Genomic DNA, 24,585 nt, shown 5'->3' on the forward strand with positions numbered 1-24,585 from the left:
CCAGCCCAATCTGCCGTTCGTTCGTCATTCGTCCTGCGCCGCCGACAGCAGCCCATCGCCGTCGACCTTGAAGCTGAAGCCCCGCCAGATCACCCGCGACGAGCGGAAGCTCGCGACGAAAATCGCAAACGATACAATATCCCATAACGGCAGAAGCCACAGATCGCGGCAGCGTTGACGCAACGCCCGATCCGCGCGCCACTTCAACGCGAGACGCGCGACCACCGTCACTGCCGCGAGCAGCCACGCCCACGGCGCGCCGCCCGAGCACGCGAGCGCGAGCAGCGCGAACGGCAACGGATGCACGAGCGCCGTGCCGAAGTGTCCGAGCGGATCGATGCGGCGAATCGTGCGGCTCCAGCGCAGTTCGTGCGTCACGAGTTGCGCGGCGCTCGCTTCGACACACGCATGCGCGATTGCGAACGGCGGAATCGTGACCTGCTCGCCGGCCGCGCGCACCGCCGCGCCGATCTCGTAGTCCTCGGCCAGATGCTGCACGAACGGCTTGAAACCGCCGATCCGCTCGTAGGTGTCGCGCCGCATCGCGATGGTCTGGCCGAAGCACGGCCGCGCGAGCCCGAGCGCGAGTCCGGTGACGACGCCCGGCAGGAACTGGTAATTGGTTGCGATCGCCGACAGCCGCGGCCAGAAACCCGGATCGGGCTGGCCGCGATATGCGCAGGTGACAAGCCCGACGCCCGGCTGCTGCAATTCGCCGATCACGTTGCGCAGATAGTCCGGGCCGACGCACACGTCGCTGTCGGCGAACACGAGCACGTCGTGGCGCGCCTGCGGCACCATGTTGAGGATATTGCTGATCTTGCGGTTCGGGCCATACAGACGCGCGTCGGCGACGACGGTGATGTCCGCCTGAGGATGGAGACGCCGCAGTTCGTTGACGGTTTGCAGCGCGGGGTCGGCGCAGTCATGCACGCCGAACAGGAATTGCACGGGCCCAGGATAATTTTGCGCGCAGAAGCTCGACAGATTGTCGAGCAACGCCCACTCGTTGCCATGCAACGGTTTGATAACCGTAATGGGTGGAAAGCTGGAGGGTTCGGCTACATCCCTCGCGAAGAAGCGCCCGATCAGCGCGCTCGCGAGCACGGTGTAGCCGATGCCGACAACGGTCGCCGCCGCGCACGCGTACGCGAGCGTGACGGCGGCGAGGTGTGCGGCGCTCACGCCTCGTGCGCGCGCAGGAAGCGGAAAAATTCGACGCCTTCGCGCAGGCGCCGTTTCATCATGTCCCAGCTCGTCAGCATTTCGCGCAGGATCTCCCAGATCTTCGACGGCCGGAAATAAAAGCGTTTATAGAAGTTTTCGAGCTGATGGTACATCTCGTCTCGCGACAGATGCGGGTAGCCGATCGCCGCCAGCTGCACGCCTTCCTTGCTGACGAGATTGATCACCTTGTTCTCCGCGAGCCAGCCGTTCTCGACCGCCTGGTTATAGAGCGTAGTGCCCGGGTACGGCGCGGCGAGCGACACCTGGATCGTCAGCGGATTGATCTCTTTCGCGTACTCGATGGTCTTCTGGATCGTCTCCGGCGTCTCGCCCGGCAAGCCGAGAATGAAGGTGCCGTGCACCTTGATGCCCAGCGTCCGGCAGTCCTGGGCGAAGCGCCGCGCGATGTCGGTACGCAAGCCCTTCTTGACGTTCAGCAGGATCTGGTCGTCGCCGGATTCGTAGCCGACCAGCAGCAGGCGCAGGCCGTTGTCCTTCATGATCTTCAACGTCGAGTAAGGCACGTTGGCCTTCGCGTTGCACGACCACGTGACCCCCAGCTTGCCCATGCCTCGCGCAATTTCTTCGGCGCGCGGCTTGAAGTCGGTGAACGTGTCGTCGTCGAACATGATCTCCTTGACTTCGGGCATGTTGTCGCGAATCCACTTGACTTCCTCGAGCACGTTCTCGACCGAACGCACCCGATAGCGATGACCGCCGACCGTTTGCGGCCACAGGCAGAACGTGCACTTCGAGCGGCAGCCGCGACCGGTGTAGAGCGACACGTACGGATGCTTCAGGTAGCCGTTGAAGTAATTCTTGATGGTCAGATCGCGCTTGTAGATCGGCGCGACGAACGGCAGCTCGTCCATGTTCTCGAGGATCGGGCGCGATTCGTTGTGCTCGATCGAGCCGTCGGGGGTGCGATAGCTCAAGCCGAGGATCTGCGCGAACGGCTTGCCTTCGGCGATTTCCTTGCAGGTGAAATCGAATTCCTCGCGACACACGAAGTCGATGGCCTCGGTCGCGGTCAGCGAATTATGCGGATCGACCGCGACCTTCGCGCCGACCATGCCGATCAGCAGCGACGGCTTGCGCTTCCTGAGGTCCTGGGCGAACAACGCGTCGGTCGGGAAGGATGGTGTGCTGGTGTGGATCACCACCAGCTCGTATTGCGAGGCGATGTCGAGGGCGGCGTCGACGGACAGGCCGTCTGCCGTGGCGTCGAGCACGCGGCTGTCGGGAACCAGTGCCGCGGGTTGGGCGAGCCACGTCGGATACCAGAACGAGCGAACTTCACGCTTGGCCTGGTAGCGCGAACCCGCGCCACCATCGAAGCCGTCGTACGACGGCGCCTGCAAGAACAGAGTTTTCATGGATGCTCCAGCAAGCCTATATAGGCGCTTTGGGTTTTCAGTCGGGAATCTATTCTGTTCCATTGCCCGAATGCAGGTCGAGAAAGCCTGTGCTCGACATGCACGTAGCGGCGGCCGCGGTCCGGAAAGGCCACGGGCAGTGGCGCAAATAGTACGGAGCAAAGCTGAAGGAAACCTGAAGAATAATACTGCGTTCAGACCGCGCGCGGCATGCTCCGATGGGCGATTTGTGCAATCGACGCGCTCGTGCAATCGTGTCGTATCGATGTCGTATCGGTGTGGTAAATGGATAGGTTGTCGCGTGGCGTGCGGGCGAGCCCCGCCGGCGCCGCCGATTCACGCCACGTTCACGGGCCCGAACGCTCGGCCCGACGCGTCGCTCATCGCGCGATATGCCTCGCCCATTCGAGCCAGCCGAGATTGAGGGCCGCGTTTACCACTACGCCGAGCGCCGACGCGAGCGCGGCGATCATGGTCCAGAAGGCCGAGCGCCGCGCCGCGCGCGCCGACGTGTGGGCGGCGGCCGCAGCGTCGCGCGACGCGCTCGCCGCCGCCTGCGCGATATGCGACGACGCCTCCATGCGCGCGAGCGACCTCAGCGCGAAACCGCGCTCGTCGTCGTGCGTGGCGGCGGCCGCCTCATGCGCCGCGTCGTCGCGCTGCGCCTGCTCGAACAGATAGCGATGACAGAACGGCGTCAGCGGTTCGTCGGGATAGCGCGCGGCGAAGTTTTTCGCATAGACGGCGCCGCCATTGCGCTCGATCTCCGCGTAGGCGGCGTCCTTATCCATGGTTGGCTCGCATGCGGATGAGCCGCCCTGCCGGCGTCACACGGGCTTGATGTCGGCGGCCTGTTTGCCTTTCGGCCCCTGCTTGATTTCGAAGCTGACTTTCTGGTTTTCCTGCAACGACTTGAAACCTTCGGATCGAATCTCCGAAAAATGGGCGAACAGATCTTCGCCGCCGTCATCGGGAGTGATGAAGCCGAAGCCCTTTGCGTCGTTGAACCATTTCACTGTTCCGGTTGGCATGGCGATGTCCTCGTGATGCGCTGTAGTAGCGGTTGAATGGATGAAGCGCTGCGTCCTGCAAGCGTTTCGTGCAGCGCTGACGCGGCGCCCCGGCACGACCCGCAAAATCGCTCCGGTGCCAAGCCTCAGCAAGCCGCATGCCGCGACCGGGCGCCTGCGGGCCGCGCCCGGTGCGATTGCCCGCAATCAGATAAGATAAATAGTATCCGCAATTCATTCATGGCCGCGCAGGAGTGTCGCCTCGTACCGCACGTCCGCGCGGCCAGTTGCTTTCCCACTCACAGGAACCCAGCATGGCCATCTCGAGCTATACCGATACCCGTCTTCTGATCAACGGCGAATGGTGCGACGCCGCCAGCGGCAAGACCCTCGACGTGATCAACCCCGCGACCGGCCAGGCCATCGGCAAGGTCGCGCATGCCGGCATCGCCGATCTGGACCGCGCGCTCGAAGCCGCGCAGCGCGGCTTCGAAGCCTGGCGCAAGGTGCCGGCCAACGAGCGCGCAACCGTCATGCGCCGTGCCGCCGCCCTCGTGCGTGAGCGCGCCGCGGACATCGGCCGCCTGATGACGCAGGAACAGGGCAAGCCGTTCGCCGAGGCGCGCGGCGAAGTGCTGGCGGCCGCGGACATCATCGAATGGTTCGCGGACGAAGGCCGCCGCGTGTATGGCCGCATCGTGCCGTCGCGCAACCTTGCCGCGCAGTCGCAGGTGCTGAAGGAGCCGATCGGCCCGGTCGCGGCGTTCACGCCGTGGAACTTCCCGGTCAACCAGGTCGTGCGCAAGCTGTCGGCGGCGCTCGCCTGCGGCTGCTCGTTCCTCGTCAAGGCGCCGGAAGAAACCCCGGCGTCGCCGGCGGCGCTGCTGCAAGCCTTCGTCGAGGCCGGCGTGCCGGCCGGCACGGTCGGCCTCGTGTTCGGCGATCCGGCTGAAATCTCGAGCTACCTGATCCCGCATCCGGTGATCCGCAAGGTCACGTTCACGGGCTCGACGCCGGTCGGCAAGCAGCTCGCGGCGCTGGCCGGCTCGCACATGAAGCGCGCGACGATGGAGCTCGGCGGCCACGCGCCGGTGATCGTCGCGGAAGACGCCGACGTCGCGCTCGCAGTCAAGGCAGCCGGCGCCGCGAAGTTCCGCAACGCGGGCCAGGTCTGCATCTCGCCGACGCGTTTTCTCGTGCACAACAGCATCCGCGAGGAGTTCGCCGCGGCGCTCGTCAAGCACGCTGAAAGCCTGAAGCTCGGCGACGGTCTCGCCGAAGGCACGACGCTCGGGCCGCTCGCCAACGCGCGCCGGCTGACGGCGATGGCCAAGGTCGTCGACGACGCCCGCAAGACCGGCGCGAAGGTCGCGACGGGCGGCGAGCGCGTCGGTACCGAAGGCAACTTCTTCGCGGCCACCGTGCTGACCGACGTGCCGCTCGAAGCCGACGTGTTCAACAACGAGCCGTTCGGCCCGGTCGCCGCGATTCGCGGCTTCGACAAGCTCGAAGAAGCGATCGCCGAAGCGAACCGCCTGCCGTTCGGCCTCGCCGGCTACGCGTACACGAAGTCGTTCGCCAACGTGCACCTGCTGTCGCAGCGCATGGAAGTCGGCATGCTGTGGATCAACCAGCCTGCCACGCCGACGCCGGAAATGCCGTTCGGCGGCGTCAAGGATTCCGGCTACGGCTCGGAAGGCGGCCCGGAGGCGATGGAAGCCTACCTCGTGACCAAGGCGGTCACGGTGATGTCGGTTTAATCACGCCAATCACGCGCTTCGGGAACGGCGCCGCGGTTTTGCCGCTCGCATCGTTCCCGAGCGCGGCTCAACCGATCTGCCAGGTCCACGAGTCTTCCGCTCGCGGACCTTTTTTATTGCCATGAACGATATTTCCGCCGAATCGATGCAGCCCACGCTGAGCGGCTCGTTGGTCGAGCTGCGGCCGCTGCGCGAGGAGCACGCGCAGGCCCTCGTCGACGCCGCCGCTGACGGGCAACTGTGGGACATGAAGCTGACTGTCGTGCCGGGCCCGGCGACGATCGACGCCTATCTCGCCACCGCGCTCGCCGGCCGTGCGGCCGGCAAGGTGATGCCGTTCGTGATCGTGCGGCGCGACGAGGATGACGAGAATGGCCGTGCTGGCCGGATCGTCGGCAGTACGCGGTTCTGGAAGGTCGATCGCGCGAACCGCAAGCTCGAAATCGGCCATACGTGGCTCGCCGCCTCGGCGCAGCGCTCGGTCGTGAACACCGAGGCGAAATATCTGCTGCTGTGCCACGCGTTCGACGTGATGCGCTGCGTGCGCGTGCAGTTCACGACCGACGAGCTCAACGACAAATCGCGCGCGGCGATCCTGCGCATCGGCGCGCAACAGGAAGGCATCGTGCGGCACGAGCGGATCATGCCCGATGGGCGCAAGCGCAATTCGGTGCGCTTTAGCATCATCGACGACGAATGGCCGGCGGTGAAAGCGATGCTCGAAGCGAAGCTGGCGCGCTGAGCGGCGCGCCGGCTTCCTGCTACCGACTCATTCAAACATGCGCATCGCGCTGCTCATTGAGCGGCGCCGCCTGCGTCGCGGTGGCGAACTCCTCGCGCAGCGCGTCGCGCGCATGATGCCGGCGCACCCACAGCGCCGTGAGGATCGGCACCAGAATCGCGGTCACGAGGCAAGCGGTGGCGACCATCGCGGTCGCGGCCGGCACCAGCGGTTTGAAGCTCGGAATCATGTCGGCGATGATCGCCGGATTCGCGACCGCGGCCCCTGCCGTCGACGACGCCGCCAGCCCCGCCGCGCCATTGCCGCCGGCAATCCAGCGATCTGCGAGAAGCAGCGGCACGCCAGTCACGACGATCACGCCAAGCCCCAGCACGATGCCCGGCAGGCCGCTCGTGACGATCACGTTCAGATCGATGCCGTTGCCGAGCGCAAAGCCGAAAAACGGAATCAGCGGATGCACGCAGCGGCCGAACAGCTCGCGCAGCTCGCTATCGAAGTTGCCGAGCGCAAACCCGATCAGGAACGGCAGCACCGCGCCGACGAACAGGCGCGGCTCGAAGAACGCGACCCCCGTCGCACCCAGAATGATCATGCTGATCAGCGGCCCCGATTCGACCGACATCAGCACGAACGCGCCCGCCTCTTCCTTCGTGCCGTACTGTTGCATCACGGCCGCGTACAGCCCGCCGTTGGTCATGTCCATCGACGTGGTGATCGCGAGCATCGACAGTCCCGCGAACAGCCCGGTCTTGATGCCATCGATCGGAATGAAGCGCGCCGCGATCAGCGTGACGATCCACGCGACCAGCATCTTGGTGGCAAGCAGCGTGCCCGACTTGCGCAGCACGGTGCCGGTCGCGCGCAGGTCGATCGTCGCGCCCATGCAGAAGAACCATACCGCGAGGATCGGCACGGTGCCGGTGATCAGGCCGTTGGTGAACGAGCCGAAGTATTTGCCCGCGCCCGGCGCGAACGTATGCACACAGGCGCCGAGCAGCAGCGGCACCAGCATCAGACCGCCAGGAATGCGGTCGATGGCCTTCTTGATCTTCATGCCTCCTCCATGGACGGTGGCGTCCCGTTGACGGGCCAATGACCCGCGTTGGTGTCCCGTTCTACGCCGGGCTCTCCCTGTCCGGCGCAATATAGCATCATGAAAGGAACGCCGTTCCGTTTTCTTTCTTAAACCTGACTATCGTTTACCCGGTCGTTCGCGCTATGCGTTGCCAGCCGCGATCACCCGTCACAATATTTTCGGACCAGTGTTCCGAAATCAAGACTCTGCGTTACAGTCTCGGGCACAAGGCGGCGCCGCGCCCCGCATACCGACAGGAGAACGATCAATGGACGTGAGACAGGCCATCAACAGCGAATACGCGAAGACGCTCGACACCACCGGGCTGCGTCGCGAGTTTCTGGTGGAGCAGATCTTCGAGCGCGATGCGTTGAAGCTCGCGTATAGCCATATCGACCGGATCATCGTCGGTGGCGTGTGGCCGGTCGAGCGCGCGGTCGAAGTGCCGGGCTCGCTCGGCAAGGCGATCGGCGTCGACTATCTGCTCGAGCGGCGTGAACTCGGCGCGATCAACATCGGCGGCGACGGCTGGGTCGACGTCGACGGCACGCGCCACACGGTGCGCCGCGAAGAGGCGATCTATATCGGCAAGGGCGCGCAAGCGGTCGCGTTCGGCAGCGCCGACGCCACCCAGCCGGCGAAGTTCTATCTGAACTGCGCGCCCGCGCACACCAGCTATCCGACCCGCACGATCTCGCTCGACCAGGCCTCGCCCGAAATCCTCGGCGATCCGGCCACGAGCAACCGCCGCACCATCTACAAGTTCATCGTGCCCGACGTGCTGCCGACCTGCCAGCTGTCGATGGGCATGACGAAGCTCGAACCGGGCAGCCTGTGGAACACGATGCCCTGCCACACGCACGAGCGCCGCATGGAAGTGTATTTCTACTTCAACGTCGCCGACGACGCCGCCGTCTTCCACATGATGGGCGAGCCGCACGAAACCCGGCACATCGTCGTGCGCAACGAGCAGGCGGTGATCTCGCCGAGCTGGTCGATCCATTCGGGCGTCGGCACGCGCGCATACACATTCATCTGGGGCATGGTCGGCGAGAACCAGGTGTTCGGTGACATGGACCATCTCGCGGTCCGCGAGCTGCGCTGAGCGAACATGAGTCCGAACACAGTGAACACTTTCGATCTGACCGGCAAGGTCGCCATCGTGACCGGCAGCAACACCGGCCTCGGCGCCGGCATGGCCGTCGCGCTCGCCGCGGCCGGCTGCGACATCGTCGGTGTCAGTCGCGCGGACGCGGGCACGACTGCCGCGCGCGTCGAGGCGCTCGGGCGCCGCTTCGTCGACGTGCGCGCCGATCTCGCGTCGACCGTTTCGGTCGACGACATCGTGCGCGCCGCGGTCGAAGCGTTCGGCCGCATCGACGTGCTCGTCAATAACGCAGGCATCATCCGTCGCGAAGACGCGCTCGAGTTTGGCGAAGACGACTGGGACGCGGTCATGGACGTGAATCTCAAGAGCCTGTTCTTCCTGTCGCAGGCCGCGGCGCGTCAGTTCGTGCGCCAGCAAAGCGGCGGCAAGATCATCAACGTCGCGTCGATGTTGTCGTTCCAGGGCGGCATCCGCGTCGCGTCGTACACCGCGTCGAAAAGTGGCGTGCTCGGTCTGACGCGACTGCTCGCGAACGAATGGGCCGCGCGACGCATCAACGTGAACGCGATCGCGCCCGGCTATATGGCGACCGCGAACACCGCGGCGTTGCGCGACGACGCGCAGCGCAACGAGCAGATACTCGGCCGCATTCCGGCCGGCCGCTGGGGCGTGCCCGACGATCTCGCGGGGCCGGTGGTTTTTCTCGCCTCGTCGGCGTCGGACTACGTGCATGGGCATACACTGGCGGTGGATGGCGGCTGGCTCGCGCGCTAGGGACGGCACAAGCTCGCCACGAGTGCGCGCGACGCGCTATGCTCTCGCGCCGGTGAACATCGGCTCGATGCGGCAGCGGCGAGTTGGCACAGACAGGGAATGACGGACATGGCGGCAACGGGAACACACAGGAATACTGCGAGGAATACTGCGAGGAATACTGCGAGGAACACTGCGCGCGACAAGACGCTCGACAAGGCGCTCGATAAGACCCGCGGCAAAGCCCGCAAGGAACCCGCCGGCGCAGCGTCGCTCGATGCGGACAGCGGTGAGCGCGGCGAATCGGCGTCGTCGATCGGGCGCGTGTTCGCGATTCTCGGCGCGATCGGCGACACCGGACAGATCGGCATCAGCGAGCTGTCGCAGCGGCTCGGCATGTCGAAGACGACCGTGCATCGTGTGATCCAAACACTGAAGGCGCTCGGCTATGTGACCCAGGAAGTCGAAACCGAGCGCTATCGGCTGACGATCCGTCTGTTCGAGCTCGGCGCGAAAGCGCTCGAAAGCGTCGATCTGGTGCGCGAGGCCGACATCGAGATGCGCCGCATCGGCCAGATGACGCGCGAAGCGGTACACCTGGGCGCGTTCGACGACGACGCGATCATCTACATCCACAAGATCGACGCCGACTACGGGCTGCGCATGCAGTCGCGGATCGGCCGACGCAATCCGCTGCATAGCACGGCGATCGGCAAGGTGCTGCTCGCATGGATGGACCCGGCCGACGCGCGTGACGTGCTCTCGCACATCGAATTTCGCAAGTCGACGCAAAAGACCTTGACCTGCGCCGAAGCGGTGTTGAGCATCCTGCCGCGCGTACGCGAGCAGGGCTACGGCGAGGACAACGAGGAGCAGGAAGAAGGCCTGCAATGCATCGCGGTGCCCGTGTTCGACCGCTTCGGCCGTGTGATCGCCGGTCTGTCGATTTCGTTTCCGACGATGCGCTGCGGTGCCGACACGAAGCAGCATTACGTCGCGTTGCTCAAAGAGGCCGGTCTCGCGATTTCGACGCGGCTCGGCTATCGCGAAGCGACCGCCCCGGAGCCCGCGGCCGCGCAGTAGGTTGCGCGCGCGCGATGCGTTTTTGCCGATCCCACCGAAGCTTAAGGCAAGCTGATGACGCTACAGGTGTAGCGTCGTTCCATCACGCTCGCCCGAGCGCACTACCGAACTTCTTACCCAGTCTGCAACCGAATGTATCTGCGCCGCATACATAAGCCAAAATTTGATGCGCTTCTTTTTTCAGCAACCGAGGCGCCGAACCTTCGCTTCGAATCCATACTTCGTCTGCCTTTGAATGCGGTTTTTTTCATAGACCCTTCAAGGGTTTGACCGCGCGCTTGACAGTCGCCCGGCACTTCGACCCGTAACCCACGGCGCCTTCCCTCCTCGTTCATCGCACTCGCATCGACGTTTCGGCGCGAGCTCGGATCGACACGTCCTGTTACACACAAACACACCGGTAATCGCGCCGCTCAGTAGAGTTCGGTTCAAACGAAAGCGGATCAGATGAAATGCTTCGCACGACAGGCACTCGCATCACAGATTTCAGGGAGCAACATCATGAAAAAAATCCTCGCATTGGTCATTCTTGCCGCCACGCTCGGTGGCGCGTTGAGCGGCTGCATCGTCGTCCCTGGCGATCACCCGCATCATGACCACTACTACGAACGTTATTGATCGGGCCATCACGCGCAGTAGGTGCGCGTCCGGCTCGCCACTCCATCACAGACATCCACACAACAGAGAACAATCATGAGTCTTTCACGCAACCGCTGGGTATCGTTGACCGTCGTCGCGGGTCTCGCGATCGGCGCATCGACGGCCGCTTTCGCGCACGTCGATGTCGGCGTGAATATCGGCGTGCCGGGCATTGCGGTCGCGCCCGCCGTGGTCGAGGCTCCGCCGCCCGTCTACGTGCAGCCCGCGCCCGTCTATGTGCAGCCCGCGCCCGTCTATGCGCCTGCGCCGCCTCCCGCGGTCATAGTCGCTCCGGGCTGGTACGGCGAACGCTACTACGATGGTCATCGCTATTGGGAGCGTCGCCAGTGGGAGCGGCGCGAGTGGGAACATCGCCACGACGAATGGCGCGATGCACGCGGCCCGCACGGCGACTGGCACGACAACGGCTGGCACGGTCATGGTCATGACGATCGCGAGCATGACCATTGATAGACGGCAGGTGGCGTCCATCGCGCCACCGTGTCGCGCTTGCATTCGCGCCACCCCTTTGACAGGAGCGACGACGTGCTACGCAATGATCCGAGACGAGTAACCGCGCAGGTCGACGGCGCGCACATTTGCGCCGAATACAGCGAGCTGACCGGCCAGCTGTGCCTGCGCCAGGACGGCACGCTGGTGCGCGAATGGTTTCCACCGCATTCGTGGATGGCGATCGCGTCGGTGGCCGGCGCGCGCCACTGGGGCACGCGGCCAACCGACGACGAATTGCTCGCGCTGCTGCACAACGAAATGGCGTTGCTGCGCGCGTCCTGAGTCGTCGCGCGTCTTTCGAGACGTAGCGGCACGCCCGACGCCGCGCTCATTCGATCGCTATGGCGCCGACGTTTTCATCGACCGATGCGTGATCGAGCGGCTCGCGCCGCATCATCAATACCACCCCGCCCGCCGCGATCACGGCCGGCACCGCGAGGAGGCTGAACACGGCGCCGAACTGCCAGCCGAGCTCCATCAACGCCGCACCGACGAGCGCGCCCGTCACGCCGCCGACACGGCCGATTCCCAGCATCCACGCCACGCCCGTCGCGCGCGCCCGGGTCGGATAGAAGCTTGCCGCGAGCGCCGACATCGACGTGACCGCGCTGGTCGCGACCGTGCCGGTCAGGAAGATCAGCGTCCCGAGCCAGACCTGATGGCCGACGCCCCGCCCGACCAGCAACACGAGCGCGCCGACGAGGACATAGGTGAACGCGATCACGCGATGCCCGGCGAAGCGATCCATCACCCAGCCGACGCACAGATTGCCGAGGATGCCCCCGAGCGGAAACAGCGACGTCATCAACGCGGCCTTTTCACCGGAGAAGCCGGTGTCCTTGAACAGCGTCGGCAGCCAGTTGGTCAGCAGATAGTAAATCAGTAGCCCCATGAAATAGGCGAGCCACAGCATCAGCGTGCCGAAGCGGTAGCGCGTCGACAGGATGATCGCGAGCGCCCATTGCGAACGCGCGTCGCCGGTATTGCGGCGCACGTCGACCGCAAAAAAACGGCATCCGTCGAAGCGGTCGTGGGGCGCGATGCGTTGCAGGATTCGCGCGATCCGTTGATCGGCGCGCTTACGCACCGCGAGAAATTGCGCCGATTCCGGCAGAAACAGTATCAGCATCACGCTCAGAACGAGCGGACCGGCGCCGCCGGCGACCAGCACGCTCGGCCAGCCGAAATGCGGAATCAACCATGCGGATGCGAGACCGCCGATCGCGAGACCGCCGGAAAAGCCGCAGAACATCGCATTGACGGCGACCGCGCGAATCCGCGCGGGTGCGTACTCGGACATCAGCGTGACCGCGTTGGGCATCGCCGCGCCGAGACCGAGACCGGTGAAAAAGCGCAGCAAGGTCAGCGATTCGATCGAGCTCGCGCGGGCCGCCGCGAGACTCCACAGCCCGAAGAAGAACACCGACAGCACTAGCACCGTCTTGCGTCCGATGCGGTCCGCGCAGGGGCCGGCCGCGAGCGCGCCGATGCCGAGTCCCACCAGCGCCGCGCTCATCACCGGGCCGAGCGCGCTGCGCGCGATGCCCCACTGCTGCACGAGCGACGGCGCGATGAAGCCGACCGCGGCGGTGTCGAAACCGTCGGCGGCGACGACCAGAAAGCACAGCACCAGAATCGTCCATTGAAACGGCGAAAAGCGCTGTCCGTCGACAAAGGCCTGCACGTCTACACTGCGTTCGGAACGGCTCATGTGCGTGCTCCTTTCAGCTGGTTCATTGCGATGTCTCCTTGAGATGAAGCGGTGTTTTCTTATTGTTCGAATTGCTGTTCAACACGCGGTCGCCGCGACGGTGGTCGCGACCGTGCTTGCGAGCGTCGCGCTGTCCGTTCGTTCATGCCTGTCTCCTCCTCGAACGGGCGGCTAGCGCAGCATCGTCAGCGTCCTGAAGTCGACTCGCCTGATGATGCGGCTCTCCTGCGCGACGATCAGATGCGCGGACGCCTGCAGATAAGCGGGCCACTCCGGATCGGCGTCGCGCGCGGTGCGGCGCTGGTCGTAGTCGCCGATGCTCTCGTAGCCCCACAGATGCACGACCTGGTTCAGCGCGCCGATATCGCTCATGTAAAAGCCGACTGGCGCGCCCAGATACTTGAGCTGAATCGGCATCGCGAGCCGGTCGAAAACGTCGATGAACTCCGCCATGCCGCGCGGACGGATCGTGTAGATGCGATGATCGACGAAAAGTTTGCCCTGGCTCATGTGCCGGTCCTCAATACGGTTTCGGCTGCGCGGGGGTCCGCGTTGCTTGCGCTCTTCGCGCTTTTCACACTCGCGCCCGCGAGATGACGGCCAGTGATATAGCCGAACGTCATGATCGGCCCGAGCGTGATACCCGCGCCCGGATAGTTGCCGCCCATCACGCTCGCGCGATCGTTGCCGACCGCGTACAGGCCGGCGATCGGTGCGCCTTTCACGTCGAGCACTTCGCCGGTCACGTTCGTCGAGATGCCGTCGAAGGTGCCGAGATCGCCCATCACGACCTTCAGCGCGTAGTACGGACCGTCGCCGATCGGCGCGACGCACGGGTTCGGCTGGTGCTCGGGGTCCCCCAGATAGCGATTGAACGACGTCGTGCCGCGGCCGAATTCGCGATCTTCGCCACGCGCCGCGTCGGCGTTGTAGCGCTTCACGGTCGCCTCGAGCGCCGTGCCGGCGAGACCCGCGTTGCGCGCGAGTTCCGCGAGCGTGCGGCCCTTGCTCAGATAGCCGTTGCGCAGCAGCGGGCCGAGCGGCACGGGCGCCGGCTTCGCATAACCGAGCCCGTATTTGCGGATCGTCGCGTGATCGCAGATCAGCCACATCGCGGTTTCGCGTTCGTTTGCGCAGGCCTCGATCATCGCGGCACCCACGTCGTGATACGAATTCGCTTCGTTGGTGAAGCGCTTGCCCGCGCGCGTCACGCCGATCACGCCAGGCTTGTAGCGATCCACCAGATGCGGAAACACACCGACGCTGCCGTCGCTCATCGGCACGCGCGACACCGGCATCCATGCGGCGGGCTGCGGATAACGGATCGTCACCTGCGCACCGAGACGTTCGGCCATGCCGATGCCGTCGCCCGTATTGCCGCGCGGCACCGGTGACAGGTGTTCGCCGCCGCGCCGCAGATGCGGATACGCGCGGGCGATCCGTGCGACGTCACGCGAGAAGCCGCCGCACGCGAGCACGACGCCGCGTCGCGCGACGATGCGCATCTCGCCTTGCGGTCCGGCGACGAGCGCGCCGGTCACGCTGCCGTTCGCCACGGTCAGCTCGCGAGCGGCCGTGTTCGTATGGATCGGAATGCCGAGATCGAGCGCGGACTTCCCGAGCCGCGCGGCGAGCGCGTTACCGCTCGTGATCTGCACGCCGCGCCGGTACAGCGCGAGATCCTTCAGATAGCTCGCGAGGCGCTTCGCGACGTAAAGCGCGGAGGTGAGCGAACGCGTCGCATTGAAGAAGTGCTTCAGGTCCGCGTTCGACGAGTTGAACATCATGCCGATGAACGTGATCGTCTTCAGCGGCGGGCGCAATCGCGAGATGTCCTGGCCCAGCGCACGCGCATCGAACGGCGCGGCGACGACCGAGCGGCCAATGTCGACACCGCCGCCCACGTTCGGGTGATAGTCGGGATACAGCGTCGGCACGAATTTGACGGTGGTTTCGCGCTCGAAGAAGTCGAGCATCTCAGGGCCCGTGTCGAGAAACGCGTCGACGGCGGCGGCATCGAAGCACGCGCCGGTTTCGCTGCGCATATAGGTCAGCGCCGCTTCGCGCGTATCGCTGACGCCGTTGCTCTTTGCGTGACGGTTGCCCGGAATCCACAGCACCCCGCCTGAAAACGCGGTCGTGCCGCCGAAGAACGGCTCCTTCTCGATCACGACGACATCGAGACCGTGTTTGCGCGCGGTGATCGCGGTCGACAGCCCTCCCGCACCCGAACCGATCACGAGCACGTCGCACGTGAGTGTCGCGCCGCGTGTTGCGTTGGTCATGATGGTCTCCTTACGCGCGGACCTGGCGGTCGGCCTGGGTGGCTTGCGCGGCCTGGTTGGCTTGCGCGGCCTGATTGGCTTCGAAGCCGGGACGCGGCACGAGGTCCATCAGCATGCTTTCGAAGCCACCATCGACGACGACTTCGGCACCGTTCACATAGGCCGCGCGTTCGCTCGCGAGAAACGCGACGACATCGGCGATATCGTTCGGCTCGCCGATCCGGCGGCTCGCCGTCATCGCGCTGCGCCGGCGTTCGATATCGCCGTGCTCGTAGAACGCCGCCGACAGCGGCGTGCGGATCATGCCCGGGCACACGGTATTGCTGCGAATGCCGCGTGGTCCCCACTCCGCCGCGATCTGCTTCGACAGCATCGTGACACCGGCCTTGCCCGCGCTGTAAGCGCCGCTATAGGTCTGCGGATGATGCGCGGCCACCGACGCGACATGCACGATTGCGCCAGCGCCGCGCTTCAGCATGCGTTGACCGAATTGCTGCGAGCACAGCATGTAGCCGGTCAGATTCACGCGCAGCATCGCATTCCATGCATCGAGTCCAATCTCTTCGATGCCCCCCGGGCGCAACAGGCCCGCGTTGTTCACGAGCACATCGGCGACGCCGAGGCGCGCTTCGACCTCCGACACCGCGCCGCGCACGCTATCGATGTCGCCGATATCGCAGGCGAGCGCCAGCGCTTCGACACCGCTCGCGTTCAGCGCTTGCGCGACGTCACGGCACTTTTGCTCATCGCGATCGAGCAGCGCCGCGCGTGCGCCAGCGTCGCCCAACACCTGAGCAATCGCGCTGCCGATGCCGCCCGCCGCGCCGCTCACGACGCAGACGCGGCCTTCGAGCCCGAGCCAGTGTCGCGCATTGGCGGGTGTGTCGCGCCGATCTTCCCGTTGATTCATTTGCTTAGTCCTCCCGATCTCCATGTTCACGATCGCGGCGAGCTTAGGTTGGCCGGCTTCACCAGACTGCGTCATTCGACCGCGTCTTCGATGGAAAAAAGTATAGCCACGCGATTCCGGACGAAATTGGACAAAGGCAGCACATCGCAGGACAATTCGAACATTGGAGACAAAACCGCATGAGGAATATCCCTAACTACGATCTGTACGGAGAGTCCGCGCGGCCGCCGTGGTACGACGCGTTCAATTTCGAATGGATCGTCGAGCGCAGTCGTCCGAACGACTGGCATATCGCCGCGCACCGGCACGATGCATTGCTGCAGATTCTCTATATCCGCAGCGGTTCGGGCCACGTGCTGATCGAAAGCGAAAAGCTCACGATCGAAGCGCCATGCCTGATCCTGATTCCAGCGCAAACGGTGCACGGTTTCGTGTTTTCGCCGGAGATCGACGGGCTCGTGATTACGGCCGCGCAGCGCGCGCTGGAGTCGATTTCGAAAGCGGTGTCGCCGGGCCTCGTGCCGGTGCTGCAACGGCCCGCGCTGATTCCCGTGCGGCCCTCGGTCGGCGAGCGCACGTTGATGCCCTTGTTCGGTTTGCTGGAGCAGGAATTTCGCGGCAGCGCGCGCGGCCATATCGCCGCGGGCATGTCGCTGATGATTGCACTTTTTGTGCAGGTCGCCCGGCTGACCGATGCCGCCTCGAGCGCGGGCGCGACCGTCAATGACCGGCGCGCCGCGCAGATCAAACGGCTACGCGAACTGATCGCCACGCATGTGCGCGAGCATCTGCCAATCGATTTTTATGCGGAAAAATTGGGGGTGACCGCGGCGCAACTGGGGCGCATCTGTCGTGATGAGCTTGGCCATTCGCCGCTGTCGCTCGTCAACGATCAGTTGATACGCGAGGCGCAGCGCGATCTGGTCTACTCGGGTTCGAGCATCAAACAGATCGCGCATGCGCTCGGTTTCGAAGATGCGGCCTATTTCAGCCGCTATTTCCGCAAGCGGACCGGCGTCACGCCCAAGGAGTTTCAGGCGGCCGCGCATCGGGATCTGTCGATCAATTAGCGATCCCGATGATCGCGCGGTGCTTGCAGTAGCGCTTATAGCTGCGCCTGCATCTGCGCGCCGGCGACGCCGACGTAGTTCTCCGCCAGTACTGTCGCGGCCGTGCGCGACGTCGTCACGTACTCGAGCTCGGCGACCTGCAGTTGCTGCTCGAACGCCGAAGCGCCTTCGATACGATGCAGCATGCTGGTCATCCAGTACGAGAAGTGCTCGGCGCGCCAGATGCGCTTGAGCGCGGTTTCGCTGTAACGGTCGAGCAGATCGGCGCGGTTTTCCTTGTAGAACGCGTCGAGCGCCTTGCTGAGCACGTTCACGTCGGCGACCGCGAGGTTCATGCCCTTCGCGCCAGTCGGCGGCACGATATGCGCGGCGTCGCCAGCGAGGAAAAGGCGGCCGTATTGCATCGTCGTCGACACGAAGCTGCGCATGCCGACGATGTTCTTCTGAAAGATCTTGCCGTCGATGATCTTGTGGCCTTCGTCCGAATCGGCGCGCGCATGCAGTTCGCCCCAGATGCGATCGTCGGACCAGTTGTCGACCGAGTCCTTAGGATCGCACTGGAAATACATGCGCTGCACGTTCGGCGAGCGCGTGCTGATCAGCGCGAAGCCGCGCTCGTGGCGCGCGTAGATCAGCTCGTCCGACGACGGCGGGCCTTCGCACAGAATGCCGAACCAGCCAAACGGATAGACGCGTTCGAAATCCTTGCGCAGCGTCTGCGGGATCGCCTGGCGCGACACGCCTTGCGAGCCGTCGCAGCCGATCACGAAGTCGCATTGCAGTTCGTGCTCCGCGCCTTCGTGGCGATAGCGGATCGACGGCTTATCGGTATCGATGCCGTGCACCGACGTCTCCGATACGCCGAAACGCAGTTCGGCGCCCGCGGCGACGCGCGCCGCGACTAGATCCTTGATAACTTCGTGCTGGGCATAAACCGTGATCGCATGACCGGTGAGGCCGGTCAGATCGATGCGGCGACGCTTGCCTTCGAACGCGAGTTCGAAACCGTGATGCAGCGCGCCTTCGGCTTTCATGCGTTCGCCGAGACCGGTTTGCGTCAGCAGGTCCATCGTGCCCTGCTCGAGCACGCCGGCGCGAATAGTCGATTCGATCTGATCGCGCGTGCGCGTTTCGAGCACGACCGAGTCGATACCGCGCAAATGAAGCAGATGGGAAAGAAGCAGGCCAGCGGGCCCTGCACCGATGATGCCGACTTGGGTGCGCATGTATGTCTCCTGAATGCGGTGATGAAATTTGCGCTCAGTGTGACCATCGCGACGCCTATCCCGCAATGCGATATGGCGGATAGGCCGTATCGCGTTGCGCGATAGAAGGTGTAAGGCGGGAGCCAGCGCCGCGCGGCTGTTTCGGCCGAAAACGCAAGACTGGCGGGGTTTTCCGGCGATTTGGACGACACGCGGCTCGTGCTGCGGCATGGCGTGCCCTCAGGTAAACCCCAATCCGCTAAACGAGCTTCAACTCGCCAAGAAACAGTCGATAGACGGGATTTTTACTCTCTTCCCAGCACGGATAGCCGAGCGTTTCGATGAAGCGCTCGAACGCCGCGTGGTCGCTTCCGGGCACCTGAATGCCGACCAGAATCGAGCTGTAGTCCGCCCCCTGGTTGCGGTAGTGGAACAGGCTGATGTTCCAGTTCGGCGCCATCGACGACAGGAATTTCATCAGCGCGCCCGGACGTTCCGGAAACTCGAAGCGAAACAGTCGTTCGTCGCGCGCGAGCGGCGAGCGGCCGCCGACCATGTAGCGGATGTGCTGCTTCGACAGTTCGTCGAAGGTCAGGTCGACGGTGGCAAAACCGTGCGCTTCGAAGGCGCCGGCGATCTGCGCCGATTCGCTGCGATTGCGGATCTGCACGCCGACGAAAATATGCGCCGAGTCCGCGTCGGCGATCCGGTAGTTGAACTCGGTGACGCTGCGCGTGCCGAGCAGTTCGCAGAAGCGCTTGAAGCTGCCGCGCTCTTCGGGGATCGTCACCGCGAAGACCGCTTCGCGCGCTTCGCCCACTTCCGCGCGTTCGGCGACGAAGCGCATGCGGTCGAAGTTCATGTTCGCGCCCGACGTGATCGCGATCAGCGTCTGGTTCTCGATGCCTTCCCGTTCGGCATACTGCTTGGCGCCGGCCACCGCGAGCGAGCCCGCCGGTTCGAGCACGCTGCGCGTGTCCTGGAACACGTCCTTGATCGCGGCGCACAGCGCATCGGTGTTCACGAGCAGCACTTCGTCGAGATATTCGCGGCACAGACGGAAGGTTTCTTCGCCGACGAGCTTCACCGCGGTGCCGTCGGAGAACAGGCCCACTTCGTTCAGCGTCACGCGCTCGCCCGCCTTCAACGACGCGGCCATCGCGCATGAATCGTCGGTCTGCACGCCGATCACCTTGATCTCGGGGCGCACCGATTTCACGTATGCGGCGACACCGGCCGCGAGACCGCCGCCGCCGATCGGCACGAAGATCGCGTGAATCGGCCCCTGGTGCTGGCTGAGGATTTCCATCGCGACGGTGCCCTGGCCGGCGATCACGTAGGGGTCATCAAACGGATGCACGAAGGTCAGGCCGCGCTCTTCCTGCAGCTTGACCGCGTGACCATAGGCGTCGCTATACGACTCACCGAACTGCACGATCTCGACGGTCGGCCCGCCATGCGTGCGGATCGCGTCGACCTTGAGCTGCGGCGTCGTCACCGGCACGACGATGATCGCCTTCACGCCCATGCGTGCCGCCGATAACGCCACGCCCTGCGCATGATTGCCCGCCGACGCGGTGATCACGCCGCGACTGAGCGCCTCGGCCGGAATATGCGCCATCTTGTTGTATGCGCCGCGCAGCTTGAACGAGAACACCGGCTGGTTGTCCTCGCGCTTCAGATAGACCGGGTTGCACAGCCGCGCCGACAGGTTCGGCGCGCGTTCGAGTTCGGTCTCGCGCGCCACGTCGTAGACGCGCGCGGTCAGGGTCTTTTTCAGGTAGTCGTAAGACGGCGCGACGCGCCCGGCCGCTGCGGCGGCCTGTTCGAGTTCGTTTAACAGCACGGCAAGCTCCTGGGTAGCAACATTCGATGCAACAACGCATCAACGGCGATCGACATCGAACGATAGCAATCGCGGCATGTTCGCCAGGAGGCAGGCAGAGAATGAACCTGAAAGCGGACATAAAAAAACCCGCCTCGTTTGGCGGGTTATGTGTGACTGCAAGTCGACGCGCGCTAACCCACCATTCGATGAATGATGCTAATAATCAGCGCAATACGGATGTCGAGGCAGTTCATGTCGGCGATCTTCGTCGACTCGGCAAGCTTTGTCAATCTCCGCGCAGTGCGGCAGTGCCACACAAGAAAAACGGGGCGCACCGGCAAGCGCGCCCCGCTGAGACGACCAACACCGACATCAATCGCGCACGCCGCTCTGCTTTTTGAATGCCGCGAGAATGCGTTGCTCGAGCGCGTTGTAATCGCGGCCAAAGTGATGATCGCCGCTCGTGCGGATGACTTCGACGCCGGTCTTGTCGAGCGCCGGACACAGCGTGTCGGTCTCGCTCTCGCCATAGAAGCATTGAACGATCGACGGCGGCACATGCGTCAACTCGGGGCGCACGTTCAGCGCCTTGTCGCTCGCGGGCATGCCGAGCCAGCCGCCGACGCGGACCTGGAAATCGGCGTCGGGCGCGAAGCCGAGCAGCGTAATCAGCGACACCTTATCGCGCTGCGCCTGCGGCAGACGGTTATACGCGAACGGCATCACGTCGGCGCCGAACGAATAGCCGATCAGCGCGATATGCTGCGCGTGCCAGCGCTCGCCATAGGTTTGCATCACCCGCGCGAGATCGCGGCTCGTTTGCGCGGGCGGCTTCTCGCTCCAGAAATAACGCAGGCTGTCCCAGCCGACCACCGACACGCCATCTTTCTGCAGTGCCTGCGCGATGGTCTTGTCGAGATCGCGCCAGCCGCCATCGCCGGAAATCACGATCGCCATCAAGCCGTTCGGATGCGCGGCCGGCAATTCGATCAGCGGCAGGTCGGACACGTCGTCGGCGCTGATCGAGACCGGCTGCAGATGCGGCGTTAGCAATGCAACGAGACGCGCGCGATCGGCATTTCCCGTGCTCGCCTTTTCGACGAAGCCCGGCACCTTGTCGCGAATCACGGTCGGGTCCGGCGGACACGGCTCGAAGCGCGCGTCGAGCGTGTGATCGGCGTCGACCGACACCGCGCCCGCGATCGTATTGGACGGCGCCTGCTCGAGCACGTGCATCGCGAGCGTCGCGCCCTGCCCCGCACCCGCGACGATCGGCGCGAAGTAGCGGCTCGACTGCGATTGCCGTTCGAGCTGATGGCTCAGCGCCTCGGCATCGCCCACCAGCTGATGACAGGTTTCCTTTTTCGCGGCGAGGTTGGCCGCGTAGTGCGCGGTATCGACGCCGACCGTCATCGCGCCCGCTTTCGCGAGCGCATCGGCGCTCTGCTGATCGGCTGCGCTCCAGCCGCTTGCCTGGGAATACAGCACGACGAAGCCGCGCAGCGGCCCCTCGGGCTGCGTCACGCGCACGTCGCCATAGCGGCCGCCGGGCACGGTGGTGGTGGCCGCGTGCGCGAGCGCGCCGCAACTCAGAACGCTCGCCGCGACGGCGAGCAGGAACAACGGATGCAATGTCATGAACGCCGGCCTCCCGCCAGCAGCGACAGGTCCGCGAGCGTGAAGAACACGCCCGAACCGGATGCCGCGAGATAACGCGGCTCCCAGCGCGGCTGGAACTTGCTCTTGAAAGCACGCAGTCCGCGGAAGTTGTAGAAGCGGCCGCCGAAGCGCCACACGATGCCGGCCAGCCGATGCCAGCGCGACGCGAGCGGCGTCGGCTGCACGCCGGAGAGCGGCGCAATGCCGAGACTGAGCGAGCGGAAGCCCGCCTGTTTCAGATGCAGCGCGAGCTGCGTGAACAGATATTCCATCGCATACGGCGACGCGCTTTCGACGTGACGCATCACGCCGACGGTCGCCTCGGTATTCATATCGGTTGTCATGAAGGTCACGAATGCGACCGGCTCGCCGTTCTGGCGCACCAGCATCACCGACTGCGCGGCCAGGTATTCGTCATGGAAAGCCGCGACCGAGAAGCTCTTCTCGCGCGCGTCGCGGCTGTCGAGCCAACCGTCGGAAATGCCGCGCAGTGTTTCGAGCGAGGCCGGCACATGGGCCTGATCGATCACTTCGACGCTAAAGCCGTCGCGCTCGCCGCGCTTGAGCGCATAGCGCAGATGCGCGCGATGAGAGCCCTTCAGATCGAAGTCGTCGAGCACGACGTGCGCTTCCTCGCCGAGCTTCATCAGCGTGAGGCCAGCGTCGAGATACAGCGGCAGCGCATTCGCGCGCACCTGGTAGAACGCGGCGCGACCGCCATGTGCATGCGCGAGCGCGACGAACTTGCTGATGAGACCCGCCCACTCTTCGCGCGGCCCCACCGGATCGTGCAACGCGGCCCACGTGCGGCCGTTTTTCGCGTACATCAGGAACGCCTCGCGCGACTCCGAAAACAGGAAGCTCTTGTCGCCCATCAACGCGAGACCGGCATCGCTGCGTTCCTGCGCGCGCACGATGCGCGCGGCGTCGTGCAGATCTTCGGGCGCCGGCTTCACGAAGCGGCCCGGCGCCGGACGCAGCAATTGCCAGAACGAGAAGGTCGCGGCGAACACGCTCGCGGCGAGCGTCGCGCGCAGCGCTCGCGGCGCGCGCTCGTCGAACGCGAATTGCCACCATAGATCGCCCGTGTACGGCACGTCACGGAAAGCGAACAGCATGACCCACGTCGCGAGCATCAGCACCATCGCGACCGATACGAGCCAGCCGGCCGTGAAACGCTCCGCGAACAGCGACGAATGACGGTTGAAGCGCTTGCGCGTCGCGAGCAGCAGCACGATCAGCATGCCGAGCACACCGGCTTCGACGAACGCGAGACCCTTGGTCAGCGACAGCGCGAGGCTCAGCAACGCGAGCGCGAGCGTCATCCACCATGCCGCATCGAGCCGCCGCAGCAGGCCGCGCGCGACGAACAGCAACAGCACGCCGAGCACGCTGCATAGCATCTGCGAGCTTTCGAGCACCCACAGCGGCACCAGGTCGCGCAGCATATGAATGCGTTGCCAGAACGCCGGCGTCGCGCTCGAAATGACCAGCATGCCGCCGACCACGAACGTGACGAGGCTCAGAAACAGCGGCGCGAGTTCCGACACGCGCTCCGCCTGCAACATCGACAGACGATTCTTCAGCGCGCGCCCCTCGAAGCCCGCGAGCAGCGCCGCGGAGACGATCAGCGGCACGCCGAAATAGATCGCGCGATACGCGAGCAGCGCGGCGACCATCTGATGCATCGGCACGCTGCCGCTCAGCGTGAACACCATCGCCGCTTCGAACACGCCGACGCCGCCGGGCGTATGGCCAATCAGGCCGAGCAGCATCGCGGCCGCGTAGACGGTGATGAAGCCGACGAAGCTCACGTTCGCATGCGGCAGCAATGCCCACAACGCGAGGCCCGCGGCGACCACGTCGAGCACCGCCAGCGCAACCTGCGCGAGCAGATCGCGGCGCGCGGGAATATCGAACGAGAGCCACTGCCAGCGCGTGCGGATCGGCCGGGTTTGCCGACGGCACGCGGCCGCGGCGAGCGCCAGCGCGAGCAGCAGCGCAGCGCCGCTCCAGCGCAGCGCGACTGGCGACAGATGCAGCATCGGCGCGAGCTGGCCCGCCATGCAGACCATGCCCAGCGCGGTCATCAAGACGAGGGCGAGCGCGAGCGACACGCTCGTAAACACCGTCATGCGGCCGATCTGCGCGGGCGTGATGTTCGCGACGCCGTACACGCGCGCGCGCACCGCTCCGCCCGTCAGCGCGCCGAAACCGGTCGCATTGCCGAGCGCCGAACCGGCCGTCGCGCCGACCCACAGCGCCGCGCGCGGCACGCTCGCGCCGAGATAGCGCAGGCCAACCGCGTCGCGCCCGACCAACGCGACGTAGCTGAGCGCGGTCGCGCCGAGCGCGCCGATCCACTCGCGCGCCGACAACTGGCGCAGTTCGCGGATCACCGAACGGTAATTCACTGCCTCGGACAGATGCTGCAGCACGACCAGCAGCAACCCGCAAATGACGAGCGCGAGCACGGGCGACAGAAGGCCCCGGCTGCCAAGCGCTTTCGATGCACGGCCGAGCAGCGCCGGGAGGCGCTCGAAGCTGTGTTGAAGTCGGTGGAACATGGTCAATGCGGGCCTTGCGAGGAGCGGTCGCGGCGACGGGTCGTCACGCGCGGTATCGCCTGTG

General features: G+C 65.0%; 22 protein-coding genes. 9 read left to right on the top strand and 13 right to left on the bottom strand.

What is annotated here, in order from left to right:
- Positions 1-24: 24 nt before the first annotated feature.
- The 4 genes from hpnI to OKW28_RS26305 all read right to left on the bottom strand — a co-directional run bounded on the left by hpnI (position 25) and on the right by OKW28_RS26305 (position 3,634).
- On the bottom strand, positions 25-1,185 hold the full coding sequence (gene hpnI, locus OKW28_RS26290) for a bacteriohopanetetrol glucosamine biosynthesis glycosyltransferase HpnI (RefSeq protein WP_090805232.1): 1,161 nt from the start codon (positions 1,183-1,185) through the stop codon (positions 25-27).
- Positions 1,182-2,603 carry a hopanoid biosynthesis associated radical SAM protein HpnJ gene (gene hpnJ / locus OKW28_RS26295; protein ID WP_018417789.1) on the bottom strand — a complete coding sequence of 474 codons (1,422 nt, stop codon included), beginning with the start codon at positions 2,601-2,603 and terminating at the stop codon, positions 1,182-1,184. The genes hpnI and hpnJ overlap by 4 nt, the downstream gene beginning before the upstream one ends.
- A 380-nt stretch (positions 2,604-2,983) precedes the next feature.
- Entirely contained in the window at positions 2,984-3,394 is a 411-nt protein-coding gene (locus OKW28_RS26300) for a hypothetical protein (RefSeq protein ID WP_429450105.1), read from the bottom strand.
- Positions 3,395-3,430: 36 nt separating this feature from the next.
- The gene (locus tag OKW28_RS26305; RefSeq protein WP_007181784.1) at positions 3,431-3,634 is read right to left on the bottom strand and encodes a cold-shock protein; all 204 of its coding nucleotides are present in this window, start codon (positions 3,632-3,634) and stop codon (positions 3,431-3,433) included.
- Positions 3,635-3,927: 293 nt separating this feature from the next.
- On the opposite strand from OKW28_RS26305, the gene OKW28_RS26310 reads away from it, so the two are divergent.
- Together OKW28_RS26310 and OKW28_RS26315 are read left to right on the top strand one after the other, a co-directional pair.
- Positions 3,928-5,373 carry an NAD-dependent succinate-semialdehyde dehydrogenase gene (locus OKW28_RS26310; protein ID WP_429450106.1) on the top strand — a complete coding sequence of 482 codons (1,446 nt, stop codon included), beginning with the start codon at positions 3,928-3,930 and terminating at the stop codon, positions 5,371-5,373.
- 121 nt (positions 5,374-5,494) lie between these two features.
- Positions 5,495-6,115 carry a GNAT family N-acetyltransferase gene (locus tag OKW28_RS26315; protein WP_429450108.1) on the top strand — a complete coding sequence of 207 codons (621 nt, stop codon included), beginning with the start codon at positions 5,495-5,497 and terminating at the stop codon, positions 6,113-6,115.
- Between the two features lie 31 nt (positions 6,116-6,146).
- Here the strand turns inward: OKW28_RS26315 and kdgT are convergent, their stop codons facing one another.
- On the bottom strand, positions 6,147-7,169 hold the full coding sequence (gene kdgT / locus OKW28_RS26320; RefSeq protein ID WP_429450110.1) for a 2-keto-3-deoxygluconate transporter: 1,023 nt from the start codon (positions 7,167-7,169) through the stop codon (positions 6,147-6,149).
- A gap of 289 nt (positions 7,170-7,458) precedes the next feature.
- On the opposite strand from kdgT, the gene kduI reads away from it, so the two are divergent.
- From kduI to OKW28_RS26345, 5 genes are all read left to right on the top strand, one after another.
- A complete protein-coding gene (gene kduI, locus OKW28_RS26325) occupies positions 7,459-8,295 on the top strand; it encodes a 5-dehydro-4-deoxy-D-glucuronate isomerase (RefSeq protein WP_429450112.1) in 837 nt (278 codons plus the stop codon).
- Positions 8,296-8,301: 6 nt separating this feature from the next.
- Positions 8,302-9,072, top strand: a complete 771-nt coding sequence (gene kduD / locus OKW28_RS26330; protein WP_429450114.1) for a 2-dehydro-3-deoxy-D-gluconate 5-dehydrogenase KduD — start codon at positions 8,302-8,304, stop codon at positions 9,070-9,072.
- A 99-nt stretch (positions 9,073-9,171) separates the two neighbouring features.
- Positions 9,172-10,134: a DNA-binding transcriptional regulator KdgR gene (kdgR, locus tag OKW28_RS26335; RefSeq protein ID WP_429450116.1), complete on the top strand. Its 963-nt coding sequence runs from the start codon at positions 9,172-9,174 to the stop codon at positions 10,132-10,134.
- Positions 10,135-10,827: 693 nt separating this feature from the next.
- On the top strand, positions 10,828-11,244 hold the full coding sequence (locus OKW28_RS26340) for a PXPV repeat protein (protein WP_429450118.1): 417 nt from the start codon (positions 10,828-10,830) through the stop codon (positions 11,242-11,244).
- Between the two features lie 75 nt (positions 11,245-11,319).
- Positions 11,320-11,568: a hypothetical protein gene (locus OKW28_RS26345; protein ID WP_026225344.1), complete on the top strand. Its 249-nt coding sequence runs from the start codon at positions 11,320-11,322 to the stop codon at positions 11,566-11,568.
- Between the two features lie 46 nt (positions 11,569-11,614).
- Here the strand turns inward: OKW28_RS26345 and OKW28_RS26350 are convergent, their stop codons facing one another.
- The 4 genes from OKW28_RS26350 to OKW28_RS26365 form a co-directional block, all read right to left on the bottom strand.
- On the bottom strand, positions 11,615-12,997 hold the full coding sequence (locus OKW28_RS26350) for an MFS transporter (protein WP_429450120.1): 1,383 nt from the start codon (positions 12,995-12,997) through the stop codon (positions 11,615-11,617).
- 171 nt (positions 12,998-13,168) lie between these two features.
- Positions 13,169-13,507, bottom strand: a complete 339-nt coding sequence (locus OKW28_RS26355) for an NIPSNAP family protein (protein WP_429450122.1) — start codon at positions 13,505-13,507, stop codon at positions 13,169-13,171.
- Entirely contained in the window at positions 13,504-15,282 is a 1,779-nt protein-coding gene (locus tag OKW28_RS26360) for an FAD-dependent oxidoreductase (RefSeq protein ID WP_429450123.1), read from the bottom strand. Before OKW28_RS26360 ends, OKW28_RS26355 begins: the two co-directional genes overlap by 4 nt.
- A 10-nt stretch (positions 15,283-15,292) precedes the next feature.
- Positions 15,293-16,192, bottom strand: coding sequence for an SDR family NAD(P)-dependent oxidoreductase (locus OKW28_RS26365; RefSeq protein ID WP_429450124.1), 900 nt, complete (start codon positions 16,190-16,192; stop codon positions 15,293-15,295).
- 179 nt (positions 16,193-16,371) lie between these two features.
- On the opposite strand from OKW28_RS26365, the gene OKW28_RS26370 reads away from it, so the two are divergent.
- Positions 16,372-17,262, top strand: coding sequence for a helix-turn-helix domain-containing protein (locus OKW28_RS26370; RefSeq protein ID WP_429450126.1), 891 nt, complete (start codon positions 16,372-16,374; stop codon positions 17,260-17,262).
- Between the two features lie 35 nt (positions 17,263-17,297).
- Here OKW28_RS26370 and OKW28_RS26375 read toward each other — a convergent pair whose 3' ends face one another.
- Together OKW28_RS26375 and ilvA are read right to left on the bottom strand one after the other, a co-directional pair.
- Positions 17,298-18,488 carry a 4-hydroxybenzoate 3-monooxygenase gene (locus tag OKW28_RS26375; RefSeq protein ID WP_429450128.1) on the bottom strand — a complete coding sequence of 397 codons (1,191 nt, stop codon included), beginning with the start codon at positions 18,486-18,488 and terminating at the stop codon, positions 17,298-17,300.
- Positions 18,489-18,726: 238 nt separating this feature from the next.
- Entirely contained in the window at positions 18,727-20,313 is a 1,587-nt protein-coding gene (ilvA, locus tag OKW28_RS26380) for a threonine ammonia-lyase, biosynthetic (protein WP_429450130.1), read from the bottom strand.
- Positions 20,314-20,414: 101 nt separating this feature from the next.
- On the opposite strand from ilvA, the gene OKW28_RS26385 reads away from it, so the two are divergent.
- The gene (locus OKW28_RS26385; protein ID WP_184022741.1) at positions 20,415-20,696 is read left to right on the top strand and encodes a hypothetical protein; all 282 of its coding nucleotides are present in this window, start codon (positions 20,415-20,417) and stop codon (positions 20,694-20,696) included.
- Here OKW28_RS26385 and OKW28_RS26390 read toward each other — a convergent pair.
- Positions 20,668-21,933, bottom strand: coding sequence for a virulence factor family protein (locus tag OKW28_RS26390; protein ID WP_429450131.1), 1,266 nt, complete (start codon positions 21,931-21,933; stop codon positions 20,668-20,670). The two genes, OKW28_RS26385 and OKW28_RS26390, sit on opposite strands and share 29 nt — an antisense overlap.
- Positions 21,930-24,521 (bottom strand): bifunctional lysylphosphatidylglycerol flippase/synthetase MprF, encoded by a 2,592-nt coding sequence (gene mprF, locus OKW28_RS26395; RefSeq protein ID WP_429450133.1) that lies wholly within the window; start codon positions 24,519-24,521, stop codon positions 21,930-21,932. The genes OKW28_RS26390 and mprF overlap by 4 nt, the downstream gene beginning before the upstream one ends.
- Positions 24,522-24,585 lie beyond the last annotated feature (64 nt).

The organism is Paraburkholderia sp. 40, from assembly GCF_050434105.1.
Taxonomy (GTDB): Bacteria; Pseudomonadota; Gammaproteobacteria; order Burkholderiales; family Burkholderiaceae; genus Paraburkholderia; species Paraburkholderia tuberum.